General features: G+C 34.6%; 7 protein-coding genes and 1 rRNA gene. 6 read left to right on the top strand and 2 right to left on the bottom strand.

Features of this window, described 5'->3' with window-relative positions; all coding sequences use genetic code 4:
• Positions 1 to 8: 8 nt before the first annotated feature.
• The 5 genes from K4L35_RS01680 to fusA all read left to right on the top strand — a co-directional run bounded on the left by K4L35_RS01680 (position 9) and on the right by fusA (position 12,353).
• Positions 9 to 8,741, top strand: coding sequence for a hypothetical protein (locus K4L35_RS01680; RefSeq protein ID WP_221617846.1), 8,733 nt, complete (start codon positions 9 to 11; stop codon positions 8,739 to 8,741).
• Between the two features lie 4 nt (positions 8,742 to 8,745).
• Positions 8,746 to 8,973 (top strand): hypothetical protein, encoded by a 228-nt coding sequence (locus K4L35_RS01675; protein ID WP_221617845.1) that lies wholly within the window; start codon positions 8,746 to 8,748, stop codon positions 8,971 to 8,973.
• Between the two features lie 330 nt (positions 8,974 to 9,303).
• A complete protein-coding gene (gene rpsL / locus K4L35_RS01670) occupies positions 9,304 to 9,717 on the top strand; it encodes a 30S ribosomal protein S12 (RefSeq protein ID WP_221617844.1) in 414 nt (137 codons plus the stop codon).
• 59 nt (positions 9,718 to 9,776) lie between these two features.
• Positions 9,777 to 10,247: a 30S ribosomal protein S7 gene (gene rpsG / locus K4L35_RS01665; RefSeq protein WP_221617843.1), complete on the top strand. Its 471-nt coding sequence runs from the start codon at positions 9,777 to 9,779 to the stop codon at positions 10,245 to 10,247.
• Between the two features lie 15 nt (positions 10,248 to 10,262).
• The gene (gene fusA, locus K4L35_RS01660; RefSeq protein ID WP_221617842.1) at positions 10,263 to 12,353 is read left to right on the top strand and encodes an elongation factor G; all 2,091 of its coding nucleotides are present in this window, start codon (positions 10,263 to 10,265) and stop codon (positions 12,351 to 12,353) included.
• Positions 12,354 to 12,463: 110 nt separating this feature from the next.
• On the opposite strand, the gene K4L35_RS01655 is transcribed toward fusA, so the two are convergent.
• Positions 12,464 to 13,771, bottom strand: a complete 1,308-nt coding sequence (locus tag K4L35_RS01655; protein ID WP_221617841.1) for a hypothetical protein — start codon at positions 13,769 to 13,771, stop codon at positions 12,464 to 12,466.
• Positions 13,772 to 13,790: 19 nt separating this feature from the next.
• Complete coding sequence (gene def, locus K4L35_RS01650) at positions 13,791 to 14,339, bottom strand: peptide deformylase (RefSeq protein ID WP_221617840.1); 549 nt, start codon at positions 14,337 to 14,339, stop codon at positions 13,791 to 13,793.
• A gap of 164 nt (positions 14,340 to 14,503) precedes the next feature.
• On the opposite strand from def, the gene K4L35_RS01645 reads away from it, so the two are divergent.
• A 16S ribosomal RNA gene (locus tag K4L35_RS01645) occupies positions 14,504 to 16,010 on the top strand.
• Positions 16,011 to 16,040 lie beyond the last annotated feature (30 nt).

The raw sequence follows: 16,040 nt of genomic DNA, 5'->3' as shown, positions 1-16,040 counted from the left end.
GGAGAAACATGAATAAGGAAAATAAAAATAAATTATTTAAGACTGCATTAGCAACAAGTGCAGTTCTTTTGCCTGCATCGATTGGTCTTGGTGTTTTTGTCGCTTTGGCTAACAATGATGAGCATATTAAAAATCAAAATAATGTTTATAAACTATTTAGCGAAACAGAAATTTTATACAAAGTTTATGGTAAAAAACTAGACCTTTATTCTGAGACTTTCAAAGACTTAGATCAAAAGTTTGAAACTGCACACAAAGTTTGAAATGATAAAGAAATTAAGCCTAAAACAAATAATGATTCAAACCCTGAAGTTCAAGCAGATTCTGATGAACAAACTCATTCAGGAAATACTTTAAGTCCAAAACTTGACGCCCTGCACGTTGCACAAAACGCGTTTTTAGAAGCAGTAATTGCAAACTTTGATAAATTAGTATCTAATAATGACAAAGATTTTGTAAAGCAATTCTGAAAAGAGTTTATCTCCAACCAAGCAAACAGAATTAGAGAAATTGATATAAGAACAAATTTTGAAAACGTTAACAATCTTTGACTTGAAAACTTTGTTAACAACTCTCCTGAAATGTCTAAAGAAAATATTCAAGAGTTCCTTGGAATGTTTTCAGAAAAATTAAACGAGTTCATTCAAGATCAAGATTCAAAACTAAAAACACTTTTAGATAAATCTCAAAATGCTGTTGATTTTGTTAATGAAAATTCAAAATTTGAAGCAATGTCTAATAATGTAAAATCTGCATTATCAGATCTTGTTGAAAAAGCATCGCTTGCACAATTCAGGTTAAATGAAGTTGAGATTTCATCGCAATTATCTGTAAATAAGGCTAATAAGTTTTCTGAACTGTTAAACAATAATCCAGCTAGACAAGAAATCTCTACTTTAGAGAACGAGATTTCAAATTACATTAATTCTGAAAATACACCATCAGAATTAAAAGATAAACTTCTTCCAGCTTTTGATAAAGCAAAACAAAACCTGTCAGAAGCCCTAAATAATTCAGATTTAGACTTATCTAAGTCAGAGCTTGTGTCTCTAAAAGATTCGATTTTAGACAAAGATAGACCAACAAATTCATTAAGAGAGTCGCTTCAATCAATTCAAAATGCAGCTTCGGATAAACAAACAACTTTACCAAAAGTTAAAGACCTTGTTTTATCTAAAATTGCTTCAGCCTTAAGTGCTTCGGATGCTGATTTATTGCAAGAAAAAGAAAAAGTTAATAACATGTCTCTTGCTTTTTCTGTTGCTAATGAACTAAGTAGTCAATTACAACAAAAACTTTCAAAAGCATTAGAAAATAATTTAATTACTGAAACTGAAAAGGTAAGATTCAACTCAAACTTAGAAACTATTTTAAGTAGCTTAGAAGAATCTAATTTTGATGAAAAACTCAAAGAATATTCTGACCAAGCTAACTTAATTCTTGAGGATTTAAATAGTAGAGAAAGCGAACTTGAAGAAGCGAATGTTGCCTTAAAACAGCTAGATATTGTTACTTCATCGCCTTACGTGAAACCAGAAATTGCAGCTAAATCAGCACAATTAAAGAATAAAATTCAAGAGCTTAAATCAAATTCTGCTCTTCCAGGAGCAGCGCTTGCTGCTATGAAAAAAGATATCAATGAAGAAATGAGAAACTTGTTAAAAGATAATCTTTCAAATATCATTGAAGATCTTTCGGCTTGAGTTCAAAAACTTAACGATCAGTCGACAAGCGCTAACCAACCAGTTATTGTTAAATCGCAAGAATTAGCAAATCAATTAAAACCTTTAACAGAACCTAACAACCCTGTTTTATCGGTTGATTTATTAAAAAGTTTCAATTTAGTCAAAGATGGAATTCAAAACGCGAGAACATCATTTGAGCAAACTAAAACTGCTGAACAATCTTCATTCACAAGAGATAAATTAAGAGTAGTTTTCTCTGATGGTAACGAAAACTATGAGTTAACTGAAAACGAAACAAAAAGAACCGAAGCTTACGAAGCTCTAAATGACAAGCTTGATGAACTTAGAAAACAAATTAATGAAGGAAACTCAGATCCTACTTTACTTGACCAAGTCAGAGATATTAGCAAAAAGCTTTTAGACATGGAAAGTACTGCACAGGATTTCAAAGATCTTTCTGATGCTGATAAAAAAGCAAAAGAAGCTATAGAAAAAGCTAAAGAAAGTAAAAACGCAGAAAGACTTCAACCTCTAATTAATGATCTTGAAGAAAAAAGAAGAAAGGTTGCTGATTTATTCAATAACACGAATGCAACAGCAAGTGAAATTGAACTAGCTAAAAAAGAGCTTGAAAAAGCAACTAAAGCCCTAAATGACGAAAACGATCGTCTAGACTTAAATGATAAACTTCAAGCTCTTCGTGATAAAGCCGCACAAACATTTACAAACCCAACAACTCCTGCTGCAAAAGGAATGCAAAGTACTATAGAACAGCTTCAAAACGAAATTAATGCAGGTAATTTATCAGCTGAAGATGTTGCAAGAATTACTGATAAAATTGATCAACTAAGTAACTTGGTTGAACCATTAAATGATCTTGAAGAAAAAAGAGCAAAAGCAAACCAAACAAGAAGCAACGTTTCTTCTAACCCTGGTGCAGGTGATCTAACAAACGCAGCTGTATCTGAAGAACTTGAACTAGACAAAAAAGCACAAAACCTTATCGATCAACTTGCTAATGGTCAAGTTCCTTCTCTAAGCGACGTGCAAGGAACTGCAAATCAGCTTGAAAATAGCGATGATAAAATGAAGCTAGCTCTTCAAAAAGATAGAATTAACGCTTACAAAGAACAACTTAAAGCAACAAAGAGTGATTCAGAATCTGTTCCAGCAACAAAAAACAACAATAATATTGATGCTGTTTCTAATGAAGCCGAAATCAAAGTTACAAGCAGTGATTTAGACGAGCTAACAGTTTATGCAGATAAACTTGAAAAACAATCTGAACTTGCAAAAGAGCTTGCAAAAATGCAAGATGTTTATGACGAACTTGCTAAAGATCCTGCAAACAAGATAGTTTCTGATTATGTTGAAGGATTAATGCTTGACAATGGATTAAGCAATCTTGATAATCAAGAGGATGTAGAAGCAAAAATTGAAAACCTTAAAAAAGCAGCAGCTTTAATTGAAGCCAAAAAAGATATCGCTCAACTTTACAAAGAAGCTGATGACATTTTAGGTGATGAAAAAACATGAAAAAATCACGAAGACACCAAAAATGAAATCGATAAACTTCTTGCCGAAATTAACAACACCCTTTATGATAATTCTTTAACACCTGAAGAATTAGCAGAGAAAAAAGCAGCCTTTAAAGATAAAATCACTGAATTAAAAGCTCAAAAAGATAAAGAAAATGCTGATTGAGCCAAAGCTGTTGAAGCTGTTGATGCAATCGAAAAGTTCGACGATCAAGAAAATCAAACACTTGCAGAAAAACCAAGATATGTCACAAATCCAGCCGATAAGCCAACATTCTACGACAAAGCAAGAGAACAATATGAAGCAGCTAAAGAAAACCGTGAATTAACATCTGTTGAAGATATAAACGCTTTTGCTGATAAGTTAAATGCAGCTGTAAATAAGGATAAAGTTTTAGATAAGCTAAACGAAATCAAAGGGTTTATAAACTCTGATGCAGATTTTGGTACTTCAACAAACCATGGAAAAATAAAATCTGAAGCAGAAAACTTTATAGCAGATATTTTAGGTAAATTAAACAACCCAGATTTAACAAGCCAAGAAGTTGAACAACTCCTTAAAAAAGCGACAGAACAGCAAAACCTTGTTTTAACTCAAGATAAGGTTGCAGACAAAATTCTAAGCCTTGAAGATCAAGCAGCTCAAGATGGTTCGAACAATGTCAACGAAGAGTCAAAAAGAAGACTTCAAGATGCACTTAACCAATATAGAATTACACCAACAGAATATGCGAATGGTGCTGTAAATCAGCAAGAATTGCAAAAAGTACTTGACAAAGAAAGTACTATTTCAAATATTCGTGATGAGCTAGAAAAGCAAATAACTTCTGAATCAACAGAAAACCCAGGTCTATTAAAAATGTTAAATGATGGACTTGACAATGCAAGACTCGAAGATGCTCAAAAATACAAAGACAAAATTAAAGAGATCATGGACTCTTGAATTAAAGAAATAAAGGCGATCGAAAACGAAAATGATCCTAAAATTGAAGAACTAAGAAATAGAATTCAAACAGTTAAAAACGATCCTTCTTCAATCATTAACTTAATCAAGTCAATGGAAGAAGCAGACCAAGCTAAAACAGTAACAGAAGTTCCTAATAAAGGTCTTCAAAATCCAGACGCACCAGGAGTAATTGCCTATAAAAAAGCTTTAGAAGATGAAATGTCTAAAGCTGATAATTTAATTAAAAACCTTACAGATATTGAGGCAATCAAAGCTCAAAGAGCTAAGATCCAAGATCTAACTTTAAGACTACAAAAAGTTGATGAATTAAACACATTAATCAACACAGCAGTAAATACAGTTTCAGCAATTAACTTCTTCCGTTTAGAAGAATACAAAGGACAGCAAAATCCTTCAGGTATCGAAAAAAGACGTGAAATGATTAATTACTTGAAATCATATGACACAAAAGCAACTGAATTAATGGATCAAGATCTAGCTCAAATCACAAACTTAAAAGTGGACTTTGAAACAAAAGCTAAGCCTGTTGTTGAACTTCAAAAAGAATTTGAAGCAAGAATTAAAGAGCTTAACGAACTAAGTAAGACATATATTGGTAACTTAACTGATGCTGAACAAATGATTATCTTGTTATGAGATACTGTTCCAGCAGCCTTAACATCAGCTAACCCTGAAGGTTTAAGAGCAAGAGTCCTTAGAGCTGATACAACAAATTCAAGCAGCCAATCAGTTGAAGAGTTTAGATCAGACAGTGATTGAAACAGAACTATAAATGAGTATCGTATTGAAACTAACTTGATTCTTGAAGGTATTGCAAACCAGACATCATATACAAATGAACAAGAAATGGCAAGAGTTGCAGTTTCTAAAAAAGCTTCAGCAATGATCAGCGAAAACAATGATTCGGTTGATTTATCAAAAACTCAAAACGCAGGTAGATTGTATGAACTAAGACAAGAAGCAAATCTTTTCCAAACATTAATCGAAGACTACAAGAGCTTAGCGTCTGTTACAAAGAAATTTAAAAACTTAAATGGCACAATTGTGGTTCCTGAAGAATCTTCAACCACTGATCAAGCAACAATTGAAAACTATAGAAAAATTTCAGCAGAAAAAGAAAAAGCTCAAGCATTAATTGATTCTGCTGAAGCACTAATTAACAAGTCTGAAATTTCACAGCAAACGCTATCTGAACTGAAAAACAAGACAAAAGAAGTATCTGAAGCGTTTGACAAAATGCAACTTTTAATTAGAGAAACACAAGAACATCAGTCATTTATTTCAGCAACAACTCTTAGCGATTCTGAAAAAGCACCTATTCAAGCGTTATTTGATCAATTCTGAGCAGAATATAACCAAATCGATTCTTCAGATGAAATTACTTCTTCAATTCTTCTTGACAAGTACTTCCCAGATTACAAGAACCTTTCTGACCAAGAAAGACAAGCAAAAAATATGAATGTTGTTGTTTCGTATGCTCTTAAAAATACAAAAGATATTAAGGCACAGCTTGCAACAGCAAAAACATATTTATCTCTAGAAAATAGCGATTTAGATAGTCAAACTGTAAAAACAAGATTTGCCGACCTTAAGGCAAAAGTTGAAAAAGCTCAAGCTGCTATTGATGCACTTCCAAATATTGAATCTGCCAAAGTTGCTGTTCTATCAGAATTAAGAACTGCAAATGAAGCTGTATTAAGTGCTAAAAAAGCACAACTTGCTGAACAAGCTCAAGCCGCTGAAGAATTAAAAACATTCTTAACACTAACAAAACTTGAGAGCCTTAAAAAATTATTCAATGTTCAAGCTTCAGCTGATAATCAAACGCCATACATGATTGCAACTTACGATGTTGAAGCTATTAATAAATTAAAAGAAAACGTTGATGATTTAAGCTTTGGTGAAACTAACTCACTTTTAAGGGCTTCAAAAGCAATGATGCTTGACCAGCTAATCAACGTTTATTCAAGAGGTGTCGCAAAAGTTTATGACGTAGAACAATCTCTATCAGTAATTAGAGAAGAATTTAGAGAAACAGACCTTGATGCAATTTACGGAGCAAACCTAAATGCAAGCGATCTAAGCTCACTTAGAGAGCTAGACACTGAAATTTCTGACGTTAAAAATAACCAATCAAGATATAGAACAATTGATAATTATCAATCAACACTTGAAAAGCTTATTGAAATTTCAAATTCAGATACTGAAGGTAAAATTGCTGCTTTTGTTACAAAAGTAAAAGAACAATTTAAATCTAAACTAGCAACAGGAGCTGAAGCTGGTTTCTATTCATTAATCAACGCAACATTTGACGCTGATTTAGTACAAAAATTAGATGAAAATAGCTTAGCTTCAGTTAAAGAATCACTTGAAAAAGTAAAACAACAAATTGCAGACCTTTCACAGAGATTTTCAACCACTCAAAATTCAAGCGATTATTCTGAAATTGCCAACTACGCAAGAGATTTACAATCACTAAACGAAGCTTTTGCTGATTTTGTTAAATACTCAAAACAAAGTTCTACGACTTCAAACGCCTACAATCCACTTGTAAACGTTTACTCAGATCTTTACAAAAGCATTGACTTTAATAACCCAAGTGACTCAGATCCTCAAAACATTAAAGATCTAAAAACAATGTACGACCAACATTTAGCTAGCCTAACTTCAGCTCTTGAGGGTGTTGACGATTATACTATTGAACAAAAAACACTTCAGGATGCGGAAAACTATGGAGTTAATAAGTTAAATGGATCTTCTGTCGATAAATTGCAAGCAATCAAAACAATTCTTGTTAACATTGACGATCATGCAAAATGAGTACAAAAACAAGAAGTTAAAGATAAATTGTTTGCCCAAATCGACTTATCATCAAGAATTAATAGAACTCTTGGAGAGGCGCCTACTCAAGATAATCAACCATTTGAGAAGAAATATCAAGAAGTAATAGTTGTTGATGATGTTACAAAAGAAGCGTTTGAAAAAACATTAAACACTATAGCTGCAAATGCAACTGACTTAGTAGATATTACTGAAAACGACTTATTCTTAGAGTATTTCAACACTTTTGCCTTTACCAAAAAAGATGCAACACTTGCAAACCAAATGGCTTCAATGTTCTCACAAAACAGATTCAGAGTAAACATTAAAAAACAAGGTAATGCTTGATTTACTGAAACAGCACAAACTGAAGAAGAGGTTTTAAGAAAAACAATATCTCTAAAACTTGTTTATACATTTGAATCTCAAAACTCAGATATTAAAAACTACCAAGTTGAAAAAGATATTAAGTTAACTTTTAAAACACTTGATACAATGAAATTACCTGATCAAACTTCATCAATTTTCATTGATAACTCAGGTAATGTTGGACTTAATGCTAAAGTTAAACTTGCAAACGTTAAAGAACTAGGTTGATTAACAACAAACAAAACAAAAGAAGACATTATCAGAAAAGCATTTGACAAAATCAAAAGAGCAATTCTATCAGTCCAAAATGTCGATGGACAAAGTGTTAACTATCAAGATATCAACATGGGACTTAAAGTTCAAGGTAATGATTCTCCACCACAAAGAACTTCTGTAGGTCTTGATCCTTCAGCTAAAACAGAGAAATTTGAAATTAAAGTTTCTGCTGGTTCATACATGTCTGTTACATATAATGTTGGTGTAGTTCTTGACCCTGAAAAAGCCTACACAAGAATCGAAGTTATAGATAGAGACGGCAAAAAAGAATTAGCTATTTACACCTTCACACCTGGTGAATTTAATGGTGCTCCAATTCATGGTAATACACTTGATAGAAAAGATTACCAACCTTCACAGTATGACTTCGACCTTCTTTTCGGTGAGCTTAACGCATTCCAAACAGACAACCCTGCTTACACACCAAAAGATCGTGTAGGTAGCTCAACTAACGTTAATGCTTACAAATTTGCTCTTGATTATGACGTAGCCACAGGAGATTTATTCTTGTTTAATACATGAACAGAAAATGCTCTATGAGTTACTGCATATCAAAAATACAGCTCTTCTACAGACAGTTTCACAAACAACCTTCCAGCTGTAGCTGCAAAGATTAAAGACAATTTTGATATTGATAAAGACGCAAATGCTGATAAAAAACTTATTGCAGGTTACAGATCAGAACAAATTGAGAAATATAGAAATATCGTTAGAGAATATGCAAACGTAGGTTCAGGAAGAGTTTCTTCAGAATTAATGACAAAACTACTTTGAGCTTATTCATCAATTTACGATAAAGTCTTATCAGAAGACCCAAGATTCAACACAATTATTTCGATTTCTAAATCTAAAGTTGATGAAGCAGCAAACCCAATTTGACCTCTAGGTGGAGGACAAGCAACAATTATTTATCCAAATAACGACCCATACCAAGCAACTAAAAACGTAGTAGCTGGCGGTTCGGACTTCAATGTTGCCGAGTTCAAGAGAGATGGTGGTGTAAACTGAGGTAAACTACTTAAAAACTCAGCTTTTAACTCACTATACTCAGCCTCAATTTCTAAATTCTTTATTAAACTAAGGTAGTAAAATGACAAATCAAGAAAACAAAAAACCTACTCATGTTCAAAAAAATAAAAGACAAAACATTGTCTTTTACACATTAGTATCTTTATTATTGTTAATTTTCTTAGCTTTATTAGTTTTTGGAATTGTCGCTATCGTTGATTTTAACAATTACAAAAACACAACAGAAGATGGACTTATTTGAAGTGCAGCTTCAAGAGAAAATGGATTTCTATCAATTTTTAGCAAATAAGAATTTAGAATAAAACAGCCCAAAATGGCTGTTTTTTTATTTACTTAAAAATCCAAAAAATAACAAATTATTTATATAAAAATGAAAATAAACTGAAATTTATCTCTATGCTTTGACGGAATTAAAAATAAAATACAAAACTTTAAATCCACATTTAACACTGTGATACAGCACCAAAAGTGAATCTAAAAAGATTATTTATAAGTGTTTTTAACGCCATAAGAATAACTAAAATAAATTAAGAAAATCCGATACGCACGGCTAAGTTGTTATATAATATTTTTACACTTTAACGAATTTAAAGTTGTAATCTCAAGAAAGGAAGAAATTATGCCAACAACAAATCAATTAATTACAAATGGTCGTAGTTCAAAAATCAAAAAGCAAAATGCTCCTGCACTTAGCTTAAGCTACAACTCATTAATTAAAAAAGCTAAAAAAATGGCATCACCATTTAAACGTGGTGTATGTACTCGTGTCGCAACAATGACACCTAAAAAACCTAACTCAGCTCTACGTAAATATGCTCGTGTTAAGTTATCAAACGGAATGGAAGTTACAGCTTATATTCCTGGAGAAGGACACAACCTTCAAGAACACTCTGTTGTATTAATCCGTGGAGGTCGTGTTAAAGACTTACCTGGGGTTAGATACCACATCGTTCGTGGAACACAAGATGCTGCTGGAGTTTCAAAACGTGCTCAAGGTCGTAGTTTATACGGTGCTAAAAAACCTAAAGCATAGTAAGAAATTATTCACACATTAATTAAACGTTATTACTATATTAGGAAAGGAGACATTATATGTCAAGAAAGAAAAGTGCACCTATAAGAGAAGTGTTGGCTGATCCAGTTTTCAACTCTATCTTAGTTACTAAACTAGTCAATGCAATTATGCTTGACGGTAAAAAATCAATCGCTCAAGATATTCTTTATTCAGCTTTTGAAATCGTTAAAGAAAAAACTCAAAGAGATCCTATGGAAGTATTTCTACAAGCTGTAGAAAACATTACTCCACAATTAGAAATCAGAACAAGAAGAATTGGTGGAACAAACTACCAAGTTCCTACTGAAGTTTCTCCAAGAAGAAAACAAGCATTATCATTAAGATGATTAGTACAATACTCACGTCAAAGAAATGAAAAAACAATGGATTACCGTTTAGCTAACGAAATCATTGATGCTTCAAACAAAACAGGTGGAGCAATCAAAAAACGTGAAGATACACACAAAATGGCTGAAGCTAACCGTGCATTTGCGCACTTCAGGTGATAATAGGAAGTTTTTATAATGGCTAGAGAATTTGAATTAAAAGATTACCGTAACATCGGTATTATGGCTCACATTGATGCCGGAAAAACAACAACAACAGAAAGAATTTTATTCCACACAGGGAAAATCCACAAAATCGGTGAAACACACGACGGTGCTTCTCAAATGGACTGAATGGCTCAAGAGCAAGAACGTGGTATTACTATTACTTCTGCTGCTACAACAGCCTTCTGAAAAGGTAAAAGAATTAACATCATCGATACACCAGGACACGTTGACTTTACAGTTGAGGTTGAACGTTCACTACGTGTACTAGATGGTGCTGTTGCTGTTTTAGATGCTCAATCAGGAGTTGAACCTCAAACTGAAACAGTTTGAAGACAAGCAACAAACTACAAAGTTCCACGTATTGTTTACGTTAACAAAATGGATAAAGCAGGAGCTGACTTTGCTAACTCAGTTGCTTCTGTTAAATCACGTTTAGGTGGAAATGCAGTTGCGATTCAATGACCAATCGGTCAAGAATCAGATTTCAAGGGATTAATTGACCTTGTTACAAGAAAAGCTTACACATACAATGGTGAAGCTGATGAAAAAGAAATTGAAACAGAAGTACCTTCTGAACTATTAGACATTGTTGAAATCAAACGTCAAGAATTATTAGAAGCTGTTGCAAACTTTGATGAAGAACTAATGTTAGCTGTTTTAGATGGACAAGATGTGGATGCTGAAACTCTACAAAAAGCAATCCGTAAAGCAACATTAACATCACAATTCTTCCCAGTAGTTTGTGGTACATCATTCAAAAACAAAGGTGTTAAGAAAATGATTGACGCTGTTGTTGATTACTTACCATCACCTTTAGACATCCCAGCTATTAAAGCTGAATTAGATGGTCAAGAAATTTCTGTTGAAGCAACAGATGAAGGTGAATTTGCTTCACTTGCTTTCAAAGTTATGACTGACCCTTACGTAGGAACTCTTACATTCTTCCGTGTTTACCGTGGAGTTCTTGAAAAAGGAACATACGTTTACAACTCAACAAAAGGACAAAAAGAACGTATTGGTCGTATCCTACAAATGCACGCAAACAACCGTGTTGAAATCGATGAATGTCGTGCAGGAGATATCGCTGCTGCTGTTGGTCTAAAATCAACAACAACAGGAGACACACTTATCTCTGAAAAATCACCTAAGTTAATTCTTGAAAAAATGGTGTTCCCAGAACCTGTTATTTCACAAGCTCTTGAACCAGAATCAAAAGCTGCTACAGAAAAATTATCATTAGGTCTACAAAAACTAGCTTCTGAAGACCCAACATTCAGAACTTACACAGACGAAGAAACAGGACAAACAATCATCGCTGGTATGGGTGAACTTCACCTTGACATCATCGTTGACCGTCTAAAACGTGAATTCGGTGTGCAAGCTAAAGTTGGTGCTCCTCAAGTTTCATACCGTGAAACAATCACAAAAGAAGCAGAAGTTGAAGGAAAACACATTAAACAATCTGGTGGTAAAGGACAATACGGTCACGTATGAATTAAGTTTGAACCAAACCCAGATGGTGGATTTGAATTCGTTGACAAAATCGTTGGTGGAAAAATTCCTAAAGAATACATTAAACCAATCCAAAAAGGTCTTGAAGACAAAATGGCTGCTGGTATTCTAGCTGGATATCCAATGATCGACGTTAAAGCAACATTATTTGACGGATCATACCACGACGTCGATTCATCTGAAATGGCTTACAAAATTGCTGCTTCTAAAGCACTTACAAAAGCTAAAGATGCAATTGGTACAGTTCTTCTAGAACCTATCATGGATGTTTCAGTTGTTGTTCCAAGTGACTACATCGGAGATGTTATCGGTGATTTATCACGTCGTAGAGGTCTTGTAAATGACCAAGAACAAAGAAACGATGGTGCTACAATCGTTCGTGCAAATGTTCCTCTATCAGAAATGTTCGGTTACTCAACTGACCTACGTAGTATGACAAGTGGACGTGGTACATACCAAATGCAATTTGATCACTACGAAAAAACACCAAAAAACATTGCTGATGAAATCATCAAACGTAGAAATGTTCACGTAAAAGACGAAGAATAATAATCAAAAAATTGAAGAGCTTACGCTCTTCATTTTTGTTTGTCGTTTTATACTTATAAGCTCATAAATTGATAACAAAAAATCACACTTGCGTGTGATTAGTTGATCTATTAAATTGGAATTACTAATTTTAAGATCTTTTGGTAATCAATGTCTTGAGAGTTTTCTTCCACAAGAGCTAGAACGTTTTCCACGTTTGCCACTTTTTCTGGATCAAGGTCTTTAGTTTTTTCTCTTAATACAGATTCAATTTTCTCTGCTTTTTCTTGAGCATCGTCGCTAATTTCTTGGTTTTGAGCAGAGTTTACTAAACTTGTTAGCTCTTCTGCTGAAAAACTATCAAGAACTGCATCTTTAATTTCGTTTAATTCACCTTTAAGGTTATTAGAAATTGTGTTAACTGTAAAGCTTGTTAATGCAGCTTTTTTGATTTCTGGATCTTGAATTTTTTCAATTTCTTGTTTAACTTCTTCTTTATTAATTACTGTTTGTTTTGAAATTTCTTCAATTTTGTTTTTTGTTGCAATGTCATTTCTGATCGCTTGTGCTTGCTCAGGATTTGTTTGTTCAAGTCTTTGAGCTTCATCTTCCTTGTACATCTCAACATTTTTTGACTCTTGGTCAAGGTTTTTAACTACAACTTCTTCCACAACTCTATCGATGTTTACACTTTTTGCAACTTCTTTAATGAAGCCTGCTTTTTCTTCTGGTGTTGCATTTGAGCTATTTAAAAGTTCAGCCTTTTTCATGTAATCATTTAATTCTTGAGCTAAACCGTATGGTGAAGAACCTTGCCCAAATGTAACCATTTTCGCCATGGCATTTCAAAACTTGTAGTATCCATCAGTTTTGTCTTTTGTTACTGGATCCTTTTCAATTTTTTGTCCTAATGTAAACACGTTAACTAACATCAACGTTCCAATAGTTGCAAAACCTGCGTAAATAGGTGCACAAATTAACTTGACAAAAACTTTTTTGATTTTGACTTTTTCGTCAATTTTCTTTTGAAGTTTCTTTCAGACTGGTGAAAGTGATAATCATAAAATGAATCCAATTAAGTGAGAAATCACAAATGCTGCTAGGAATATGAATAATGCAATTATGCCTTTAATTCAGTCCCTGTATGACGACTCAATAACTGGGAATATTGCTTTTTGATCATCACGCATTCCATCTTTAACATTATCAATTATGACATTGTAAATTGTATTGTTCAATGCAGCGTTTAGAATTAGCCCTAAAATTAAGCCGAACATTACTACAACTGTAATCTTGACAACTAATCCTTTTCAACCCTTTAGAAAACCAATTAATACTGAGAAACCAATTAACACCAATAATAAGACTATTAAGATCGCATTACCAGCATCACCCATTCTTAGAATCTCTAAAACTTTATCTGATATTTCTGTACTCATCTATACCCTTTCCTATGCATTAAAGTAATTTTCAATCACTTTTTTTAGATCATGGATTCTTGGTATTAATTCGATCAATAAAAAGATTTCCATTTAAATGATCTAATTCGTGTTGGAAAACAATCGCAACATAGTCAACAACATCATAGATAACTTCTTCTTTTTTAAAATAGCTATATGCTTTAACCTTGATTCTAGCTGATCTTGGCACATAACCCTGCTGCCCTGGTCAGTTTTCTTTTACGCTTAAGCAACCTTCACCATCAGAAAGTGCAACAACAGATTCAGATTTGCTTAAAACTTCTGGATTAAATAAAACATCTCTAAAAACTGTTTTGTCATTATGGTCCTTAACATGAATGTAAAAAACATTCTTCAAGATGCCATACTGAACCGCCGCAACACCTACTGCTGGTCTAAACCTTGTTTTAGGTTTTTGTGAGTCATCGACATGATAAATCATCGTCTCTGCCAAATGCACATCTTCCTCAGAAAGAGGGATCGGAACATTTTGAGATTTTTTTCTTAACACGTTTTTTGGTAATTTAACTATATTTACTTTATACATATAAATACATTATATTTTTATTAATGAGAAACGAAAGAGATTTTGAAAAAAATATTTTTTTATTTTGAAACTTTATTTTTTCGTGCTAAAATAAGTTTACGACTTGCGACGCAAATCGTGAAAATGTTCTTTGAAAACTAGATATATAAAACATGACAGTCAATTTTTTCGAGAGTTTGATCCTGGCTCAGGATGAACGCTGGCTGTGTGCCTAATACATGCATGTCGAGCGGAGTTCTTCGGAACTTAGCGGCGAATGGGTGAGTAACACGTACTTAACGTGCCCTCTAGATGGGAATAACGATTAGAAATGATCGCTAATGCCGAATACTTATTAGCTTCGCATGAAGTTAATATAAAAGGAGCGTTTGCTTCGCTAGAGGATCGGGGTGCGTAACATTAGTTAGTTGGTGAGGTAATGGCTCACCAAGACGATGATGTTTAGCGGGGTTGAGAGACTGATCCGCCACACTGGGACTGAGATACGGCCCAGACTCCTACGGGAGGCAGCAGTAGGGAATTTTCCACAATGGGCGAAAGCCTGATGGAGCGACACAGCGTGCGCGATGAAGGCCTTCGGGTTGTAAAGCGCTGTTATAAGGGAAGAAAAAGCAGTAGAGGAAATGCTATTGCCTTGACGGTACCTTGTCAGAAAGCAACGGCTAACTATGTGCCAGCAGCCGCGGTAATACATAGGTTGCAAGCGTTATCCGGAATTATTGGGCGTAAAGCGTCTGTAGGTTGTTTGTTAAGTCTGGTGTGAAAACTTGGAGCTCAACTCCAAATTGCATTGGATACTGGCAAACTAGAGTTATGTAGAGGTAAGCGGAATTCCTTGTGAAGCGGTGGAATGCGTAGATATAAGGAAGAACACCAACCTGGCGAAGGCAGCTTACTGGACATATACTGACACTGAGAGACGAAAGCGTGGGGAGCAAACAGGATTAGATACCCTGGTAGTCCACGCCGTAAACGATGATGATTAGCTGATGGGGAGCTCATCGGCGCAGCTAACGCATTAAATCATCCGCCTGAGTAGTATGCTCGCAAGAGTGAAACTTAAAGGAATTGACGGGGATCCGCACAAGCGGTGGAGCATGTGGTTTAATTTGAAGATACGCGTAGAACCTTACCCACTCTTGACATCTTCCGCAAAGCTATAGAGATATAGTGGAGGCTAACGGAATGACAGATGGTGCATGGTTGTCGTCAGCTCGTGTCGTGAGATGTTCGGTTAAGTCCTGCAACGAGCGCAACCCTTGTCCTTATTTAGATGATATAAGGAGACTGCCCGGGTAACTGGGAGGAAGGTGGGGACGACGTCAAATCATCATGCCTCTTACGAGTGGGGCAACACACGTGCTACAATGGACGGTACAAAGAGAAGCAATACGGCGACGTTGAGCAAATCTCAAAAAACCGTTCTCAGTTCGGATTGTAGTCTGCAACTCGACTACATGAAGTCGGAATCGCTAGTAATCGTAGATCAGCTACGCTACGGTGAATACGTTCTCGGGTCTTGTACACACCGCCCGTCACACCATGGGAGCTGGTAATGCCCGAAGTCGGTTTTGTTAACTACGGAGACAACTGCCTAAGGCAGGACCGGTGACTGGGGTGAAGTCGTAACAAGGTATCCCTACGAGAACGTGGGGATGGATTACCTCCTTTCTACGGAGTACACAACTTCTCAAAATGAGA

This window comes from Mycoplasma sp. Ms02 (genome assembly GCF_019720735.1).
In the GTDB taxonomy this organism is placed as follows: domain Bacteria; phylum Bacillota_I; class Bacilli_A; order Mycoplasmatales; family Metamycoplasmataceae; genus Mycoplasmopsis.
Note: the sequence above shows the minus strand (reverse complement) of the source record. Positions and strands in the feature narration are given on the sequence as shown.